At 40.4% G+C, this 18,377-nt stretch carries 17 protein-coding genes, 1 tRNA gene, 3 other RNA genes and 1 pseudogene; 15 read left to right on the top strand and 7 right to left on the bottom strand.

Features of this window, described 5'->3' with window-relative positions; translation table 11 throughout:
• The 9 genes from EAE92_RS21695 to EAE92_RS21655 all read left to right on the top strand — a co-directional run.
• On the top strand, positions 1–240 hold a 240-nt coding region (locus EAE92_RS21695), incomplete at its 5' end, for a transposase (RefSeq protein WP_214066812.1).
• 14 nt (positions 241–254) lie between these two features.
• Positions 255–1,430 carry a long-chain-fatty-acyl-CoA reductase LuxC gene (gene luxC, locus EAE92_RS21690; RefSeq protein ID WP_214069561.1) on the top strand — a complete coding sequence of 392 codons (1,176 nt, stop codon included), beginning with the start codon at positions 255–257 and terminating at the stop codon, positions 1,428–1,430.
• 13 nt (positions 1,431–1,443) lie between these two features.
• The gene (locus EAE92_RS21685; RefSeq protein ID WP_214069560.1) at positions 1,444–2,367 is read left to right on the top strand and encodes an acyl transferase; all 924 of its coding nucleotides are present in this window, start codon (positions 1,444–1,446) and stop codon (positions 2,365–2,367) included.
• A 57-nt stretch (positions 2,368–2,424) separates the two neighbouring features.
• The gene (luxA, locus tag EAE92_RS21680) at positions 2,425–3,504 is read left to right on the top strand and encodes a luciferase subunit alpha (protein WP_214069559.1); all 1,080 of its coding nucleotides are present in this window, start codon (positions 2,425–2,427) and stop codon (positions 3,502–3,504) included.
• A gap of 18 nt (positions 3,505–3,522) precedes the next feature.
• A complete protein-coding gene (luxB, locus tag EAE92_RS21675; RefSeq protein ID WP_214069558.1) occupies positions 3,523–4,500 on the top strand; it encodes a luciferase subunit beta in 978 nt (325 codons plus the stop codon).
• Entirely contained in the window at positions 4,469–5,815 is a 1,347-nt protein-coding gene (luxE, locus tag EAE92_RS21670; protein WP_246545340.1) for a long-chain-fatty-acid--protein ligase LuxE, read from the top strand. The genes luxB and luxE overlap by 32 nt, the downstream gene beginning before the upstream one ends.
• A 168-nt stretch (positions 5,816–5,983) precedes the next feature.
• Entirely contained in the window at positions 5,984–6,565 is a 582-nt protein-coding gene (locus EAE92_RS21665) for a hypothetical protein (protein WP_105396707.1), read from the top strand.
• A gap of 361 nt (positions 6,566–6,926) precedes the next feature.
• Entirely contained in the window at positions 6,927–7,610 is a 684-nt protein-coding gene (locus tag EAE92_RS21660; protein ID WP_046394549.1) for a hypothetical protein, read from the top strand.
• Complete coding sequence (locus EAE92_RS21655) at positions 7,588–8,010, top strand: hypothetical protein (protein ID WP_082300790.1); 423 nt, start codon at positions 7,588–7,590, stop codon at positions 8,008–8,010. The genes EAE92_RS21660 and EAE92_RS21655 overlap by 23 nt, the downstream gene beginning before the upstream one ends.
• A gap of 81 nt (positions 8,011–8,091) precedes the next feature.
• On the opposite strand, the gene EAE92_RS21650 is transcribed toward EAE92_RS21655, so the two are convergent.
• The 5 genes from EAE92_RS21650 to EAE92_RS21630 form a co-directional block, all read right to left on the bottom strand.
• Positions 8,092–8,394, bottom strand: a complete 303-nt coding sequence (locus EAE92_RS21650) for a HigA family addiction module antitoxin (RefSeq protein WP_110090502.1) — start codon at positions 8,392–8,394, stop codon at positions 8,092–8,094.
• Positions 8,395–8,689: 295 nt separating this feature from the next.
• A non-coding RNA gene (locus EAE92_RS21645) (RtT sRNA) lies at positions 8,690–8,813 on the bottom strand.
• A 48-nt stretch (positions 8,814–8,861) separates the two neighbouring features.
• Positions 8,862–8,985, bottom strand: a non-coding RNA gene (locus EAE92_RS21640) — RtT sRNA.
• Positions 8,986–9,033: 48 nt separating this feature from the next.
• A non-coding RNA gene (locus EAE92_RS21635) (RtT sRNA) lies at positions 9,034–9,157 on the bottom strand.
• A gap of 48 nt (positions 9,158–9,205) precedes the next feature.
• Positions 9,206–9,295 (bottom strand) — tRNA-Ser (locus EAE92_RS21630).
• Positions 9,296–9,621: 326 nt separating this feature from the next.
• Between EAE92_RS21630 and ghrA the strand changes: the two genes are divergently transcribed.
• Positions 9,622–10,563 (top strand): glyoxylate/hydroxypyruvate reductase GhrA, encoded by a 942-nt coding sequence (ghrA, locus tag EAE92_RS21625; protein WP_214069557.1) that lies wholly within the window; start codon positions 9,622–9,624, stop codon positions 10,561–10,563.
• A gap of 72 nt (positions 10,564–10,635) precedes the next feature.
• Entirely contained in the window at positions 10,636–11,175 is a 540-nt protein-coding gene (locus EAE92_RS21620) for a TorD/DmsD family molecular chaperone (protein WP_214069556.1), read from the top strand.
• A 63-nt stretch (positions 11,176–11,238) separates the two neighbouring features.
• Here the strand turns inward: EAE92_RS21620 and EAE92_RS21615 are convergent, their stop codons facing one another.
• Both EAE92_RS21615 and mdtH read right to left on the bottom strand, forming a co-directional pair.
• Positions 11,239–11,802 carry a lipoprotein gene (locus tag EAE92_RS21615; RefSeq protein WP_214069555.1) on the bottom strand — a complete coding sequence of 188 codons (564 nt, stop codon included), beginning with the start codon at positions 11,800–11,802 and terminating at the stop codon, positions 11,239–11,241.
• Between the two features lie 37 nt (positions 11,803–11,839).
• Positions 11,840–13,045, bottom strand: a complete 1,206-nt coding sequence (gene mdtH, locus EAE92_RS21610) for a multidrug efflux MFS transporter MdtH (RefSeq protein ID WP_214069554.1) — start codon at positions 13,043–13,045, stop codon at positions 11,840–11,842.
• A 313-nt stretch (positions 13,046–13,358) separates the two neighbouring features.
• Here mdtH and rimJ point away from each other — a divergent pair, with 313 nt between their 5' ends.
• From rimJ to EAE92_RS21590, 4 genes and pseudogenes are all read left to right on the top strand, one after another.
• Complete coding sequence (gene rimJ, locus EAE92_RS21605) at positions 13,359–13,943, top strand: ribosomal protein S5-alanine N-acetyltransferase (protein ID WP_036778615.1); 585 nt, start codon at positions 13,359–13,361, stop codon at positions 13,941–13,943.
• 600 nt (positions 13,944–14,543) lie between these two features.
• Positions 14,544–14,942 (top strand): annotated as a pseudogene (locus EAE92_RS21600) (hypothetical protein); the annotation flags it as partial.
• Between the two features lie 700 nt (positions 14,943–15,642).
• Entirely contained in the window at positions 15,643–17,181 is a 1,539-nt protein-coding gene (murJ, locus tag EAE92_RS21595; RefSeq protein ID WP_214069553.1) for a murein biosynthesis integral membrane protein MurJ, read from the top strand.
• 382 nt (positions 17,182–17,563) lie between these two features.
• Positions 17,564–18,331, top strand: a complete 768-nt coding sequence (locus EAE92_RS21590) for a thioesterase II family protein (RefSeq protein WP_214069552.1) — start codon at positions 17,564–17,566, stop codon at positions 18,329–18,331.
• The last annotated feature ends 46 nt before the right edge of the window (positions 18,332–18,377 follow it).

The following is an 18,377-nucleotide window of genomic DNA, read 5'->3' as shown; positions in this document are numbered from 1 at the left end:
AGTGTTAAGCTTCCTTATTTTCAGTGGGTTAACACAATGATAAGTAATGTAAAAAATTCGATACGCGGAACATATCATTCGATTAGCAAAAAGTATTTACCTCGTTATCTTGCCGAATTCTGTTTCAGGTTCAATTGGCGCTTTAACCTTAAAAAAACATTCGAACAGCTTATTTATTCATGTATCCGGGCAGCACCTATACCTGAGTATTTACTCAAGCTAGCTGAGATTCGATGGTAATCAGGAAAAAATATATGGGATATTCAGAAGCAATGGCTAAGTTAGAGGCTAACTGGATAGCTATGATCTTATGTTCTAAAGGCGGTCTTTATGATGTTGTAAACAATGAACTTGGTTCTCGTCATATTATGGATGAGTGGTTACCTCAGGATGAAAGTTATATTAAGGCTTTTCCGAAAGGTAAGTCTGTACATTTACTAGCAGGTAATGTCCCATTATCTGGGATTATGTCTATATTACGTGCCATTTTAACCAAGAATCAATGCATTATAAAAACCTCGTCAGCGGATCCTTTTACAGCCAGTGCATTAGCGTTGAGTTTTATCGATGTGGACCCTAATCATCCAATAACGCGCTCTTTGTCTGTTGTATATTGGCAACATCAAGGTGATACATCACTCGCGAAAGAAATTATGCAACATGCGGACGTTATTGTTGCTTGGGGAGGGGAAGAAGCAATTAATTGGGCTGTAGAGCATGCGCCACCCTATATTGATGTGATTAAATTTGGCCATAAGAAGAGTTTTTGCATTATTGATAATCCTGATGATTTAACGTCTGCTGCGATAGGCGCGGCTCATGATGTCTGTTTTTACGATCAACAAGCTTGTTTTTCTGCCCAAAACATATATTACATGGGAAATCATTATGAAGAATTTAAGCTAGCGTTGATAGAAAAACTTAATCTATATGCTCATATATTACCAAACGTCAAAAAAGATTTTGATGAAAAAGCGGCTTATACCTTAGTTCAAAAAGAAAGCTTGTTTGCTGGATTAAAAGTAGAGGCTGGTGCTCATCAGCGCTGGATGATTATTGAATCGAACGCGGGGGTGGAACTTAATCAACCACTTGGCAGATGTGTGTATCTTCATCATGTCGATAATATTGAGCAAATATTACCTTATGTTCAAAAAAATAAGACGCAAACCGTCTCTATTTTTCCCTGGGAATCCGCACTTAAATATCGAGATGCATTAGCATTAAAAGGCGCGGAAAGAATTGTAGAAGCCGGAATGAGTAACATATTTCGAGTTGGCGGCTCTCATGATGGAATGAGACCATTACAACGATTAGTGACATATATTTCTCATGAAAGACCTGCTAACTATACGGCTAAGGATGTTGCGGTGGAAATAGAACAGACTCGATTCCTGGAAGAAGATAAGTTCCTTGTATTTGTCCCTTAATAGGTAAAAAAGTATGGAAAATGAAGCCAGATATAAAACCATCGACCATGTGATTTGCGTTGAAGGAAATAAAAAAATTCATGTCTGGGAAACGCTGCCAGAAGAAAATAGCCCAAAAAGAAAGAATACCATTATTATTGCGTCTGGCTTTGCCCGAAGGATGGATCATTTTGCTGGTCTGGCGGAATATTTATCGCGGAATGGATTTCATGTGATCCGTTATGATTCGCTTCACCATGTTGGATTGAGTTCAGGGACAATAGATGAATTTACTATGTCTATAGGGAAACAGAGCCTGTTAGCCGTGGTTGATTGGTTAAATACACGAAAAATAACTCACCGTGGTATTTTGGCTTCCAGCTTATCCGCAAGAATAGTTTACGCAAGCCTATCTGAAATCAATGTTTCGTTTTTAATTACCGCGGTCGGAGTTGTTAACTTACGATATACTCTCGAAAGAGCGTTAGGGTTTGATTATCTCAGTTTACCCATTGATGAATTGCCGAATAATCTGGATTTTGAAGGCCATAAATTGGGTGCTGAAGTCTTTGCGAGAGATTGCCTTGATTTTGGTTGGGAGGATTTAACTTCTACAATCAATAGCATGAGGTATCTGGATATACCGTTTATTGCTTTTACTGCAAATAATGACAATTGGGTAAAGCAAGATGAAGTCATCACATTGTTATCAAATATTCGTAATAATCGATGCAAGATATATTCCCTGCTAGGAAGCTCGCATGATTTGGGTGAGAACTTAGTAGTCTTGCGTAATTTTTATCAATCAGTTACGAAAGCCGCTATCGCGATGGATAATGGCAGTTTGGATATTGATATTAATATCAGTGAACCATCATTTGAACATTTAACTATTGCGACAGTCAATGAACGCCGAATGAAAATTGAGATTGAGAATCAAGCAATTTCGCTGTCTTAAAGCCTATTGGGATAGATAGTCGACGCTATCGCTCAAATAGAAATATAAGGATTCCCTATGAAATTTGGAAACTTTTTACTTACCTACCAACCGCCCCAATTTTCTCAAACAGAGGTAATGCAGCGTTTGGTTAAATTAGGCCGCGTTTCTGAGGAGTGCGGTTTTGATACTGTATGGTTACTTGAGCATCATTTCACGGAGTTTGGCTTGCTTGGTAACCCTTATGTCGCTGCTGCGTATTTACTGGGCGCGACCAAAAAATTGAATGTAGGGACCGCTGCTATTGTTCTTCCTACAGCCCATCCAGTACGTCAACTTGAAGATGTGAATTTATTGGATCAAATGTCAAAAGGGCGATTTCGGTTTGGTATTTGTCGGGGGCTTTACAACAAAGACTTTCGCGTATTTGGCGTGGATATGGATAACACTCGCGCCTTAACGGAGTGCTGGTATGGGTTGATAAAGAACGGAATGACGGAAGGATATGTAGAAGCTGACAATGAACATATCAAGTTCCATAAGGTAAAAGTAAACCCGACCACATATAGTAAAAGTGGAGCGCCTGTTTATGTGGTGGCTGAATCAGCCTCGACCACTGAATGGGCCGCTCAACACGGTTTGCCGATGATCTTAAGTTGGATCATAAATACTAACGAAAAGATAGCTCAAATGGAGCTTTATAATGAGGTGGCTCAAGAATATGGGCACGATATTCATAATATCGACCATTGTTTATCATATATAACATCTGTAGATCATGACTCAGTTAAAGCGAAAGAAATTTGCCGGAATTTCCTAGGGCATTGGTATGATTCCTATGTGAATGCCACGACCATTTTTGACGATTCAGATAAAACAAAAGGTTATGATTTCAATAAAGGGCAGTGGCGTGACTTTGTATTAAAAGGACATAAAGATACTAATCGCCGCATTGATTACAGTTATGAAATTAATCCTGTAGGAACCCCGAAGGAGTGCATTGACATAATCCAAACAGACATTGACGCCACGGGAATATCAAATATTTGTTGTGGGTTTGAAGCTAATGGAACAGTAGACGAAATTATTGCCTCCATGAAGCTCTTCCAGTCTGATGTCATGCCGTTTCTTAAAGAAAAACAACGTTCGCTATTATAATTAGCTAAGGAAAATAAAATGAAATTTGGATTGTTCTTCCTTAACTTCATCAATTCAACAACTGCTCATGAGCAAAGTTTAGCTCGCATGCAGGAAATAACCGAATATGTTGATAAGTTGAATTTTAAACAGATTTTGGTATATGAAAATCATTTTTCAGCTAATGGTATTGTCGGTGCTCCTTTAACTGTTTCTGGTTTTTTACTCGGTCTGACAGAAAAAATTAAAATTGGTTCATTGAATCATATCATTACAACTCATCACCCTGTCCGAATAGCGGAGGAAGCGGGTTTATTAGATCAGTTGAGTGAAGGGAGATTTGTTTTAGGGTTTAGTGATTGCGAAAAGAAAGATGAAATGCATTTTTTTAATCGCCCAGATAAATATCAACAGCAATTATTTGAAGAGTGTTATGAAATTATTAACGATGCTTTAACAACGGGTTATTGTAATCCAGATAATGACTTTTATAGTTTTCCTAAAATATCTGTCAATCCTCATGTATATACGCCAGGCGGGCCTAAGCAATATGTAACAGCAACGAGTCATCATGTTGTTGAATGGGCGGCCAAAAAAGGCATTCCTCTCATCTTTAAGTGGGATGATTCTAATGATATTAGACATGAATATGCTGAGAGGTATAAAGCCATTGCTGATAAACATGGTGTTGACTTATCAGAGATAGACCATCAGTTAATGATCTTGGTTAACTATAACGAAGATAGTAAGAAAGCCAAAGAGGAGACACGTGCATTTATCCGTGATTATGTTCTTGAGATGCATCCGAATGAAAATTTGGAAAAGAAACTTGAAGAAATAATTACAGAAAACGCTGTTGGAGATTATACGGAATGTATAACTGCGGCTAAGTTGGCAATTGAAAAATGCGGAGCAAAAGATGTATTACTATCCTTTGAACCAATCAGTGACTTGATGCGCCAAAAAGAGGTAATCGATATTGTAGATGATAATATTAAGAAGTATCACATGGAATAAGAAGTACTATACCCTATGGATTTCAAGATGCATCGCGACGGCAAGGGAGCGAATCCCCGGGAGCATAGAAAACTATGTGACCGGGGTGAGTGAGCGCAGCCAACAAAGAGGCGACTTGAAAGATGACGGGTATACATGGAATAAAGAGTATGACAGCAGTACCGCCATACTTTCTAATATTATCTGGAGAGGTGAAACAGGTATGACTTCATATGTTGATAAACAAGAAATCACAGCAAGCTCAGAAATTGATGATTTGATTTTTTCGAGCGATCCGTTGGCTTGGTCTTATGATGAACAAGAAAAAATCAGGAAAAAACTTGTGCTTGATGCGTTTCGTCATCACTACAAACATTGTCGAGAATATCGTCACTACTGTCAGGCACACAAAGTCGATGACAATATTATGGACATTGATGACATACCTGTATTCCCAACATCAGTTTTTAAGTTTACTCGCTTATTAACGTCTCATGAAAACGAGATTGAAAGTTGGTTTACCAGTAGCGGCACGAATGGTTTAAAAAGTCAGGTGGCACGTGACAGATTAAGTATTGAGAGACTTTTAGGCTCTGTGAGTTATGGCATGAAATATGTTGGTAGTTGGTTTGATCACCAAATGGAGTTGGTCAACTTGGGACCTGATAGATTTAATGCTCATAACATTTGGTTTAAATATGTTATGAGCTTGGTGGAGTTGCTATATCCTACGACATTCACCGTAACAGAAGAGCGAGTAGATTTTGTTAAAACATTGAATAATCTTGAGCGAATAAAAGATCAAGGGAAAGATATTTGTCTTATCGGTTCGCCATATTTTATTTATTTGCTCTGTCATTATATGAAAGATAAAAATATCTTGTTTTCTGGAGATAAGAACCTTTATATCATAACGGGGGGTGGCTGGAAAAATTACGAAAAAGAATCCCTGAAACGCGATGACTTTAATCATCTTTTATTCGATACTTTCAGCCTCAGTGATATTAATCAAATCCGCGATATATTTAATCAAGTTGAACTCAACACTTGTTTCTTTGAAGATGAGATGCAACGTAAACATGTTCCGCCGTGGGTATATGCGCGAGCGCTTGATCCTGAAACGTTGAAACCTGTACCTGATGGAACGCCGGGTTTGATGAGTTATATGGATGCGTCATCAACGAGTTATCCCGCATTTATTGTCACCGATGATGTCGGGATAATTAGCAGAGAATATGGTAACTATCCCGGCGTGCTCGTTGAAATTTTACGTCGCGTTAATACGAGGGCGCAAAAGGGGTGTGCTTTAAGTTTAACTGAAGCATTTGGTAGTTGATATACCCTATGGATTTCAAGATGCATTGCGATAGCAAGGTAGCGAACCCCCGGGAGCATAGCGAAAAAATTCGCCCAAACATCCACATTTGGAGACTTGATAGAGGTTTGTGGGGTTGGCTTAACACTGTTCTCATTGTTATCATTGCGTTAAGCAAAAGGAGATAATATGAAAAAATTGGCAGTTATGCTTGCATTGGGAATGATGAGCTTTGGTGCAATGGCAGTTGATGGGTATAAAGATGCAAAGTTTGGCATGACAGAAGAAGAGTTTCTCTCGAAGAGATTATGTGATTTTGAAAAATTTGAGGGAAGCCCGCAAATAAAAGAAGTATCACTTTATTCATGTTCTGACTTTTCGTTTGCTAACAAAAAGCAGGAAGCAATGGCATTTTTTTTAAATGGAAAATTTAAAAGATTAGAGATTAATATTGGCCGCTTGGTGAAACCAGTAAGCAAATCGTTAGAGAAAAAGTACGGAGATGCATCATCGTATCCATCAAAAGAAGAATTTGAAAATGCGCTCAAATACAATGGAACTATGTCTATAGGTTATGATAATAATACGGTATTAGTTGATATACATATAATGTGTGGCAAAGAAGGCATAGAAACCAGTCGACTGATTTATACGAGTCCAGATGTTCATACGATCCCAGATTTCGAGAATAAAATCCAGGAATTAAGGGGATTAAAGGAATTCCAAGAGTTACTGGAACTAGATCGTGAAAAACTGGATGAAGATGTTTGAGGCGACAATAGCCACCTTCGGGTGGTTTTTTATATAAGCAAAAAGCACGGATATTTATGAAATAACCCCAAACACTGGATAGAAATGACAACACGGTAGCCACCACTTATCAAAAAGCAGATTAATTCTCTGGCAGGGAAACTTAATCAGGTTCCCAATAATTCAGAAGAAAAAATAGCTGATTTAGAAATAAAGTATGATAGGTAGAAAACAGTGTCTTATCACCCAGTTCTAAATGGATAAACTTTACAGGTACAGTGGATAATCATATTCTACAGAAAGTGACAGTTTGACAGGTGGAACGAAACCGTACGTGAACCGAAGTTTTCATACAGCTCACTAATAAATTACAGGAGTTATAATGACCACAAGGTTTGATATAGAACACGGAAGACTGGTTTACACAGAGAAGTTAGGATGGGTAGATTTGGGACATGCTAAAGGTGATGACGCACGAAAACTCATGGCTGCTATAAATGTAGGTGATGATACTAAGGAGTCATATTTTACTATTAGATATGTCCAATATATGGGGAAGGGGCGTAAATATGGGACATCTAAAATAACAAGATGGAAAGTCAGGCGGGGTTTGTCTTTACATGGTAAGAAGAGAGCTGCTCTTACTATTATGATGTATACAACTCATTTATTTGAATCCTACCAAGACTCTTTTCCTTTTAATTGGGTTACGGATAGTGGTTATAGTGGTGAAGATTTAATTTCTAATTTGCTTGGTTTTTATCGGGCTGTAAATGGCATTGATTATTTATCTCAGTTAGGCGTAGTAAGTAAAGAGGAAGCATTTAAACGATGGGATTATTATGGCCCGATAGGAAAATATAAAAATAAAATTTTTAAGCCATTATTGTTTCCTAATCCTGAGAAATATCCAAATAATGCAAGACCTTATTATACGTCTCTACCTGGTTTTTTAAATACTATATCACCCATCAGTGATATAAAAACAAGTCATGATATCATACATATTAGCGAAAAGACCGGGGTTAATTTAGGTGTGGAATATGCTGGGATTTCGATTGAGTAGTTTTATCCGTATAATTGTTGTGATATCCATCCTCATTGGATGTGCTCTGATTTTTATTATGTCGCTTGCAAATATTAACTTGTCATATACAAAAGAGAATTTTATTTATTATAATATATTTACCTTTGATGAGATTAAAAATATCCCCTTAATTTCAAATGATTATCTCATATACTATAATTCACCTGATGGAACACCGGCAATGACTAACAAAATTGTTTTTTCAAATGTGAATTTGAATAGTAAATCAGAGTTGATAAAATATGTTGAAAGTATGGGTTTTGAAAAATATTTTGACGAATACTGGCGTGATGAATATTGGCGTAAAGATAATGTACTCATAAATATAAAACAAAATGATACGAAGCGGACCGTTTTGTTTTTAGTTGAGAAAAATTAAGAATTTTCGGCCTTTCCTGCATCGGGGGTATATGCAAGTAAAAAAGCCCAGGTGGTAAACCTGAGTTCAGGTTGTTGACTTTTAGGTATGAGATACATGGATAGGTTTAAATAACGGTGTCAGTTTGGAGATATCAACAGTCTTTTCTGCTTTATCGAGGCTATAGGTTTCTTGCAGTTTTAGCCACAATCGTGGAGAACTACCAAGCACTTTTGACAGTTTTATTGCCATCTCTGGTGTGACTGCTGCTTTGCACGATACTAGACGTTGAGCCGTAGACGGAGCAACATTTAATGCTCGCGCTAGATCTCGGATTCCTAAACCTAGTTCTTCCAAAGAGTCAGCAATAATTTCGCCTGGGTGAGGTGGGTTAAACATTTTCATTAATGATAATCCTCATAGTTAACGATGTACGCATCACCATCGATAAATTCGAATGTCACATGCCAATTTCCTGAAATGGTAATAGTAATGTCCATATAAGTAAAAAACCTGAGCCTCTTTTTAAATTTGGAGGAGAGGAAGGGATTCGCTGCGCTCACCCAGCGGGCCGCCGTTGGCGGTCCAAAACGGCAAGCCGTTTTGTCGAACCCTGTTCGAGGGTTCTCGACCCTCCCTGCGTCGGGGGTATATGCAAGCAAAAAAGCCCAGGTGGTAAACCTGAGCTTTCTTTCGAATTTGGCGGTGAGGGAGGGATGGATTCGCTGCGCTCACCCTGCGGGCCGCCGTTGGCGGTCCAAAACGGCAAGCCGTTTTGTCGAACCCTGTTCGAGGGTTCTCGACCCTCCCTGCGTCGGGGGTATATACAAGTAAAAAAGCCCAGGTATTTAACCTGAGCTTTCTTTCGAATCTGGCGGTGAGGGAGGGATGGATTCGCTGCGCTCACCCTACGGGCCGCCGTTGGCGGTCCAAAACGGCAAGCCGTTTTGTCGAACCCTAGTCGAGGGTTCTCGACCCTCCCTGCATCGGGGGCATATACAAGTAAAAAAGCCCAGGTATTTAACCTGAGCTTTCTTTCGAATCTGGCGGTGAGGGAGGGATGGATTCGCTGCGCTCACCCTGCGGGCCGCCGTTGGCGGTCCAAAACGGCAAGCCGTTTTGTCGAACCCTGTTCGAGGGTTCTCGACCCTCCCTGCATAGGAGGTATATGCAATTGAAAAAGCCCAAGTATTTAACCTGAGCTTCTCTTCAATTCTGGCGGTGAGGGAGGGATTCGAACCCTCGATACGTTTTCACGTATACACACTTTCCAGGCGTGCTCCTTAAGCCTCTCGGACACCTCACCATCTTTTTTTCATCCCAGCAACTTTGTTTAACATCGTCGCTGCAACGGGGCGCTACTATAGGGAAAACCGTTACAAGCGTCAACACTCTTCTGATACTTTTCTTTGGTTTTTTGATTGGTTAGCTAAATAAGAATCAATTCGATGAATTCACACCCATCAATGTCACTAAAATAGACAAGTACAAGTTCCTCAATAAGAAAAAAATGAATTCGTTAACTACTTAACATTCTCAAAATTTTCGTAATGACGATTAACAAAGGGACTTGCAACCTACACTCAATCATCAGATAACCTGTATGAAAATGTAAGATGAGGATAAATAATCGTGGATATTATCTTTTACCACCCCTTTTTTGATGCTGCTCAGTGGATTCAAGGTATGCAGCAACGACTGCCCAATATCAATGTCCGTCAATGGAAACGCGGCGATAATAATCATGCGGATTATGCAATGGTTTGGGCGCCTCCCTATGAGATGTTGGCTAATCGCTCCGAATTGAAGGGGATTTTTACTTTAGGTGCAGGAGTCGAGGCCATTTTGAAACAGGAGCAACAAAGACCAGGGATGTTGCCCGCCGGTGTGCCGCTGATGCGGCTTGAAGATGCGGGTATGGGGCGGCAAATGCAGGAGTATGCGGTAGCAATGGTTTTACATTATTTGCGGCGCATGGATGAGTATAAGTTGCAACAAGGGCAGAGGATGTGGAAACAACTCGTACCCCATGATCGCAAGGATTTTGTCGTGGGCGTGTTGGGCGCCGGTGTTTTGGGACGCACTGTTGCGGAGACGTTAGTGGAGCTTGGCTTTACTGTACGTTGCTGGAGCCGTACTCCAAAACAGGTTAATAATATAGTTAGTTTTCACGGTGGAGATCAATTAGGCGATTTTCTTTCCGGGAGTAAGGCGCTTATCAATTTGCTGCCCGATACACCAAAAACCCGTGGTATCCTGAATTTATCGCTGTTTAGCCAACTAAAACCAAAGTCATATCTGATTAATATCGCACGAGGCGCCCATTTAGTAGAACATGATCTGTTGGTGGCGATTGATAAAGGTTATATCGCCGGGGCTGCGTTGGATGTGTTTGTTGAGGAGCCATTACCAGAGATGCACCCGTTCTGGACTCGTCCTCGTATAACGGTAACGCCGCATATTTCGGCTATCACTATTCCCAATATTGCTATGGATGCGATTAGTGAAAATATTCGACGGATTGAAAAGGGGGAATTACCAACCGGTGTTGTGGACATAGAACTAGGATATTAATAACGTCTCTTTACAGTAGGGGCGGCTATTAGAGACAATAATGGCAAAATTGCTATTTGTTTGGAAACTGAGATGAATGAATTTTCAATAGTCTGCCGTATTTTAGGGACTTTATTTAATCGTCAACCGCAAGACCCGGTTCTGAAACCACTTCTGACGATGGTTGTCGAAGGTAAATTGAAGCAATCATGGCCATTGGAACAAGATGCGTTGTTGGATCGTTTGCAACAAAATTGTGATCTGCCAGCAATGCAAGCTGATTATATGGCACTGTTTTATGGAGATGATGCTAGTGTATCAAGTTGCCGTTCTGGCTATACCGGAGAGAGTGAAAGCGATATTCGTCAATTTCTGATTGAACGAGGAATGCCGTTGTCAGATGGGCCAGTCGATCAGTTTGGTTCTCTGCTATTAAGTGCTTCATGGTTGGAAGATCAGGCAGCAGAAGATGAGGTTCAGGGGCAGATTGAGCTGTTTGATGGGTATCTTCTGCCGTGGTGTGGGCAATTTCTGGGGAAAGTGGAAGCCCATGCCACAACCGGTTTCTACCGGACATTAGCCATGATTACTCGTGAGGCGCTACAGGCGTTGAGAGAAGAGCTGGATTCTTAGTTTTAAAATGATAAAAAGGCAAATAATTTGGAATTATTTGCCTTTTTGCTAGTGCGCTGGAAATTATTTATCGGTCAGCGTAATAACTAATTTGCCCGGTTTGACTTCTAACCTTTCTGCTAATGTTTTAGCGGCGGCTTCAGTTTTGCTGTGATCTGGTTTCAATACATAAACCGGGTGAGTATCAAAGAAAGCGCTGAGTGATTTATTCAGATAAGGAACTAATGCGTTAATCGGTTTTTCCATTTTTTCCTGTGTGATTTGGTAATCAACGATTTCCAATGCTTTCAGAAAAATAGCCCCTTTTTCCTGCTCAAAAACGGGTTGTGCTTTCAGGGTGAGTTTCATGTCAGCTCTAGCCGGGCCAAGCAGGGAGGTAATATTTACGTTTGCACGGCCGGTTAACGCTATTTTGTCTGGTTCTGTCCGGCCAATTTGGCTGGATAGTTCTGTCAATTCAATATCCGCGTTAGCAATACCGTGTAATTCAATCTGTTTCTGGTAATGGATGTGTTTTGCCAGATAACCATTAATTAGCTCTTCGCTGATACTGACACCTTTGAATTGATCGCAACCGCTGATTAACCCCGCTAGCAGCAATACTGCCCCCAAGAAAAATTTTCTCATATCGACTCCTTTATTTTGGAGGGCGGATTTTACCTCATTAATTGCCACTCAGCATGGCAGATTCAATTTTACGTTGGTTGAATTGACGATGCAGGGCATACAGCGTTATTAAGCCAACAATCCCAAGCAGAAACCAAGGTAATTGCGGCATATGCAGCGCGTGGCCGGTATCATATAGCCAACCACCGCCGGTATAACCCAAGGCGCCGCCCAGAGCCAATCCAAGACGGCTAAATCCCATATAACTGCCACGCGCCCGTGGATCAGCCAGTGAAGCACTTAATGTTTCGCGGGCAGGTTCAGCGGTGATGGTACCGAGATAGAACAGGCAAATAAGGCCAAACAAGGTATTTATTTCACCAATCAAACCGACAGGGAACATACTCAGGCTCATCAGGAAAAGCCCGGCCATTAGACGCTGTTCTAGCCGGAATCGTTTTTCACTCCAGCGGGCGATCGGATACAGTAAAGTGAGCGATAGGGTTGCTTCAATCGCGTACATCCATTTTACCGCAGCAGGTGTTCCGGCGATTTCATTGACAATAATCGGAAACATCAGCATCACCTGGACAGACAGCATAAAGTAGCCGGTCAACGTTAAGACATAAGTGAAGAAACGGCGATCTTTAATAACGCGCTCCATCCCTTCCCAGATAGGCGTACGGGTAGTAGAAATTCGGTAGGCAGGGAGGAATAATGCATTCCAGATGGCTGCCAGAACGAAAACACCGGCGCCTGTCCAACAGACAAGTTGGAAATCGTATTGCAGCAGCCAGCTACCAATCAGTGCGCCGATAACCGCACCGGCGCTGTCTTGCATCAACAGCAGCGAGAAGAAACGGCCACGTTCGTGAGGTCGGGTTAGCTTGATGACCAGCGCGGTCCGGGGAGGATCAAATAAGGTCCCCCCCAGTGCGGATAATATGCAGGCAAGCCACAGTATCCACGGTTCGGTGGCTAAGGCGATTAAAGCAAAACCAAGAGCGCGTAATAGCATGCCGGTAACGATCATCGGCTTCGCGCCGAAACGGTCTGCAATTGCGCCGCCGAAAATGCCTAAACCTTGTTGTACAAACTGGCGTAAACCAAGCGCAAAACCGACGACCAGCGCGGCCCAGCCCAGTTGCTCAACAAAATGTATTGATATTAAAGGAAATACGACGAAGAAACCCAGAACGACCAGCAAGTTATCGAATAACAGGAAGTACTTACCCAGGCTACGTGCTTGTGAAACCAGTGACATTGCTCACCATTGGAGTAGTAAAATAGGGAGGACCATATAGTTGCTTTATATTTTGTACTTAATTCGATCATTAGGATAGTGAGTTATGGATAATATTTTTTTATCGTAAAGTAATGGTTGGAAGCTGTTTTTTACAGATAAATAGCTTAAATTTTTAACGGATAAATTAATATATACCCTATGGATTTCAAGATGCATCGCGACGGCAAGGGAACGAATCCCTGGGAGCATAGGAAACTATGTGACCGGGGTGAGTGAGTGCAGCCAACAAAGAGGCAACTTGAAAGATGACGGGTATAGTTAGGGAGAAATAATGTTTGGTTATAGTTCCACTTTACCGAAAGTTCGTCTGATCACGGAACGAATGGTGGTGCGTTTGGTGTACGAGCGGGATGCTTATCGTTTGGCTGAGTACTATTCAGAAAATCACGAATTTCTTAAACCTTGGGAGCCGACCAGAGATAGAAGCCATTGCCAGCCTTCTGGCTGGATAAACCGATTGAATTTAATCATAGAAATGCAAAGACAGAGTGCGGCCTTTCATTTTCTGCTACTTGATCCAAATGAAAATGAAGTTATTGGTGTTGCCAATTTCAGTAATATTCTGCGTGGAGCTTTTCATGCCTGTTATTTGGGATATTCGCTTGGTGAAAAGTGGCAGGGAAAAGGGATGATGTACGAAGCTTTACAACCAGCTATCCGTTATATGCAACGTCAACAGGGGATGCATCGGATTATGGCTAATTATATGCCGGATAATCATCGTAGTGGAAAATTGTTGGAACGATTGGGTTTTGAACGTGAAGGTTATGCCAAGAAATACCTGATGATTAATGGAGTTTGGCAAGATCACGTATTAACCGCATTGACAGATGACAAATGGAGTGGAAAAAGTTGATTATTAAGCTGTACTGTCACCAAATAAAGTAAATTAAATTAGTAATGATGAATTAAACCATCGTTGAAAGTTAGCCTTCCCCGTACCTTATTTTTGACCCTTTTTTAAGGGTTGATTTTAATTTATTGATTTTTAATGGAATATTGTTTCTCTTGTAAAAAAGGGTTTTTTCGTTGTTTTATTAAAATATGCTTTAATCGTCAGTAGGTTGAAGTTAATATGTAACAAGTTCACTGCCGTACAGGCAGCTTAGAAAGCTCTCGATAAATACGACGATAAAGCAGTCACGTTCACTGCCGTACAGGCAGCTTAGAAAATACGACTTGCTAGTTCACGTTTTTCACTCTTGTTCACTGCCGTACAGGCAGCTTAGAAATGAGTAAGCTTCAATGAGTTGACTTATTTGACGCACTGACTTCGGTTGGTGCGTTTTATTGAAGTGGCTATTTGAGCTTTCTGTAGTAAGGCTAGTTGCAAGTCGCCATCATCTAGGCCAAATACGATGTTACATTGGCAGCTTATAAAAGTTAATGAGTTCTAGTGCATAAGTGTGGATTTATGTATACTCGCCGCTTTTGTTAGCAAAGTGAATGATTAACCATGAATAATATTGCTGCCTTGTCTTTGGCTGCTGTGATGTTTACTAGCGGTTGCGCTACGATTGTGGGTGATAAAACTCAGCATGTTCAGGTTGATAGTAATCCATCAGGGGCCATGTTCTCTATCAAAGATGAATTAGGTAGGGTTGTTGCTCAAGGGAAAACGCCTCAAGATGTGATTTTAGAAAAGTCTGATGGAAGTTATTTTGGTAAAAAAGATTATCTGGTTACTTTTACTAGAGAAAATTCTGAGTCTGTAACGTTACCAATTAAGGCGAGCGCTAATGGTTGGTACATTGGCGGTAATTTGTTCTTTGGTAGTTTGATTGGTTGGCTCTTAATTGATCCGTTTAATGGTGGGATGTATACGCTGCATCCAAAAGCAGTGAATGCCCTGTTGCCTCAGAAACCAGTGAGTGCTGAAGTGCCTCAGAAACCAGTGAACGCTGGGTCATCTCAGAATCAGGTAACAAATACAATTATTCTGATGTTAGACCCTAATAAGGCAGTAGATCCTAATAAGATATTAGATCCTAATAAAGCGGCAGACCCTAATAACCTGATAAACAGGTAACACCTTTAGGTTAAGCCAAAATGTCCGATTGGACAATCTGGTAAGTATATGACAATAAGCTCTTTTATTTTCTGAAAGGGCTTTTTAATTCTATTTTTCCTTTTCTTATGGTAAATAACAGTTAAGAACTTATTATTTTTGAAATTATAATGAGTGGTAGATTTACGTAATAAATGCAATATCGTTACTTTGGAAGTAAATATATTCTTATTCCTTTAAATAATTCATTGGATATTTTATTATTAGCTAATTGTTATGGAAATAATTTGAATGGTTTTTTATTGTTTTATCGATATGTTTTAACCGTCAGTAGGTTAAAGTTAATATCTAATGGTCCACTGTTGGATAGGTAGCTTAGCAAGCTGGATTAAGATGGTGTGGCTTGGTGGTTTTTTGCACTAATACATGCAACTTAAAAAGCACCGGCAGTTTACAAGTATCTCAGTCGTGTATAATCCATTTTCCATTTTTGCACTGTCATACAGGCAGTTCAGAAATCAACTAACATGATTTTGAGATAAATACGATGAATTTATTGAAATCACTGGCTGCGGTTAGCTCTATGACCATGTTCTCTCGGGTTTTGGGCTTTATCCGAGATGCCATTATTGCCCGCATATTTGGGGCAGGTGTTGCAGCGGACGCTTTTTTTGTGGCATTTAAACTGCCTAATTTACTGCGTCGTATTTTTGCCGAAGGCGCCTTTTCTCAGGCATTTGTGCCTATTTTGGCAGAATATAAGAACCAACAAGGTGATGAAGCGACCTGGACGTTTATTGCTTATGTTTCCGGTATGTTGACGTTAATTCTGGCCATTGTTACTGTGTTGGGGATTTTAAGCGCGCCTTGGGTGATTTATGTTACTGCGCCCGGTTTTACCGATACCGCCGATAAATTTACGCTGACAACAAATCTGTTAAGAATTACCTTCCCTTATATTTTTCTGATATCACTGGCCTCATTGGCAGGTGCGATATTAAATACCTGGAATCGATTTTCTGTTCCTGCCTTCGCTCCGACGTTACTTAATATCAGCATGATTGTGTTTGCGTTATTTGTCGCCCCTTATTGTAATCCGCCGGTGATGGCGTTGGGTTGGGCGGTGATTGTGGGAGGAATTTTGCAACTCTTATATCAGCTTCCTCATTTAAAAAAGATCGGCATGCTGGTATTACCGCGTATTTCTTTCCGTGACAGCGGCGTATGGCGGGTTATACGGCAGATGGGACCCGCAATTCTTGGGGTTTCAGTCGGCCAGATTTCGTTAATTATTAATACGATTTTCGCCTCATTTCTGGTGTCCGGTTCTGTTTCCTGGATGTATTACGCTGACCGTTTAATGGAATTACCTTCTGGTGTATTGGGTGTTGCGCTTGGGACAATTCTTTTGCCTTCACTGGCGAAAAGTTTTTCCAGCGGAAATCATGAGGAGTACACCAAATTAATGGATTGGGGGCTGAGGCTCTGTTTTTTGTTAGCACTGCCTTGTGCTGTTGCTTTAGGTATGTTGGCAGAACCTTTAATCGTTTCTCTGTTTCAATACGGTAATTTTACGGCGTTTGATGCAGTAATGACCCAAAAAGCGTTAATTGCTTACTGTTTTGGACTGATGGGGCTAATTATTGTTAAGGTATTGGCGCCGGGTTTTTATTCTCGTCGAGATATTAAAACCCCGGTGAAAATTGCGATTGCTACTTTGGTTCTGACTCAGCTAATGAATCTTGCCTTTGTTGGTCCACTAAAACATGCAGGGCTGGCTCTGTCTATCGGTTTGGCATCTTGTTTCAATGCCAGTCTGCTTTACTGGCAATTACGTAAGAAAAATATTTTTAAGCCGTTAGCGGGTTGGGGGGTGTTCTTATTTAAACTGGTGGTGGCAATTGCAGTGATGATTGCTGTATTGGCGGTTACTTTGTGGCTGATGCCAGCATGGGAGCAGGGGAATATGGCTATGCGCCTGTTGCGATTAATGGTGGTGGTTATCGTCGGAGCAGGCAGCTATTTTGCCGCGCTGATGTTGATGGGTTTTCGGCTAAAAGATTTTGCCCACCGCGGGTTTCAATAAATTGAGATATCCCGGTAATTATTATGAGATCAAGCCGCGCTTGAGTTTTCTAGAGTTACTGGGATATCAGCTAAGTTACTTTACCATATTCCTATTTCTTCGATTTAAAACTATTAATGTGCTCAAATTTAAAATTATGTTTGAATCCGTTTCATGAATAAAAATAAATTATTTAATATCTTATTGTTGTAAATATTTATAAGTTATTGATGGATAATAGTTATAATAACTTCGTTTAATAATATTTTAATGAAAAATTAATTATGCGTGTTAGATCGTGTTTTTTTACAAATAAATATAAAGAATATTGGGACTAAGCAGTTTGCCGGCTACTATGATGGATCGGCTAACTTCGACAGATTTAATTGGGAGGGAATAATTTATGTGGTTTGAAAAATTAAGTCATATCCAATCAGGTAAAACGGATCATATCTTATTTTGTTTTCCTTATGCGGGTGGTTCGGCAGAAGTTTTTCGTAGCCTAAGCAACTGTTTAACAAAGAATATTGTAGTATATGCGTTGCAATTGCCGGGTGGCGGCAGCCGTTTTGATGAAGCATTAAGTCGAGATGTGGAAAATATTTTGCAAGCAGTACATGAAGAAATGAAGCGTCTGATTAATGGTAAGCAATTCTCTTTATTTGGGCACAGCAACGGCGGCTTATTTGCTTATGAATTAGCTAACCGATTAAACAATGAGAATCAATCTCCAGCAAACGTATTTATTTCTGCGGAAGCGGCTCCACATATTACCAGTTTTAAAGAAGATCCGTTTAATTTGTCCGATACTCAATTGAATGAGCTATTGGTAAGATACGGCGGGACTCATGATGAGATCATGAGTGATAAAGATTTTAAGGCGGTGTTCTTTCCTGTTATTCGTAATGATTTCTCGATCAATTACCATATGAAACGTTACTTGCTGCCAAAGCAAAGTGTATCAGAACTCGTTTTGATTTATGGGCGACAGGATAAAACGATGTCAAAAGAGGATATATTGGCGTGGGAAAATTATACTTGTGGTGGGATTGATATTCACCTTGTGGATTCTGATCATTTCTTTATCCGGCATATACCACAAGTAGTTGCAAATATCATCCATGCAAGAATTGAATTGAGCGCCAAGCGGGAACGTACTGCTGTGTTATAGGCCAAAGTCTAACTAACTGGCGTGATAAGGCGATATATATGCCCGA

This window comes from Photorhabdus hainanensis (assembly GCF_018448965.1).
Taxonomy (GTDB): Bacteria; Pseudomonadota; Gammaproteobacteria; order Enterobacterales; family Enterobacteriaceae; genus Photorhabdus; species Photorhabdus akhurstii.
The sequence above is the reverse complement of the archived record's forward strand: the minus strand, read 5'-3'. Positions and strand labels throughout refer to the sequence as shown.

Coding starts and splice junctions, on each gene's coding strand:
- EAE92_RS21655 (WP_082300790.1), top strand. CDS start 7,588: ATGCTGGGATTTCGATTGAGTAGTTTTATCCGTATAATTGTTGTGATA.
- luxC (WP_214069561.1), top strand. CDS start 255: ATGGGATATTCAGAAGCAATGGCTAAGTTAGAGGCTAACTGGATAGCT.
- luxE (WP_246545340.1), top strand. CDS start 4,469: ATGATAATATTAAGAAGTATCACATGGAATAAGAAGTACTATACCCTA.
- EAE92_RS21650 (WP_110090502.1), bottom strand. CDS start 8,394: ATGAAAATGTTTAACCCACCTCACCCAGGCGAAATTATTGCTGACTCT.
- murJ (WP_214069553.1), top strand. CDS start 15,643: ATGAATTTATTGAAATCACTGGCTGCGGTTAGCTCTATGACCATGTTC.
- EAE92_RS21590 (WP_214069552.1), top strand. CDS start 17,564: ATGTGGTTTGAAAAATTAAGTCATATCCAATCAGGTAAAACGGATCAT.
- EAE92_RS21685 (WP_214069560.1), top strand. CDS start 1,444: ATGGAAAATGAAGCCAGATATAAAACCATCGACCATGTGATTTGCGTT.
- mdtH (WP_214069554.1), bottom strand. CDS start 13,045: ATGTCACTGGTTTCACAAGCACGTAGCCTGGGTAAGTACTTCCTGTTA.
- EAE92_RS21615 (WP_214069555.1), bottom strand. CDS start 11,802: ATGAGAAAATTTTTCTTGGGGGCAGTATTGCTGCTAGCGGGGTTAATC.
- luxB (WP_214069558.1), top strand. CDS start 3,523: ATGAAATTTGGATTGTTCTTCCTTAACTTCATCAATTCAACAACTGCT.
- rimJ (WP_036778615.1), top strand. CDS start 13,359: ATGTTTGGTTATAGTTCCACTTTACCGAAAGTTCGTCTGATCACGGAA.
- EAE92_RS21620 (WP_214069556.1), top strand. CDS start 10,636: ATGAATGAATTTTCAATAGTCTGCCGTATTTTAGGGACTTTATTTAAT.
- EAE92_RS21665 (WP_105396707.1), top strand. CDS start 5,984: ATGAAAAAATTGGCAGTTATGCTTGCATTGGGAATGATGAGCTTTGGT.
- luxA (WP_214069559.1), top strand. CDS start 2,425: ATGAAATTTGGAAACTTTTTACTTACCTACCAACCGCCCCAATTTTCT.
- EAE92_RS21660 (WP_046394549.1), top strand. CDS start 6,927: ATGACCACAAGGTTTGATATAGAACACGGAAGACTGGTTTACACAGAG.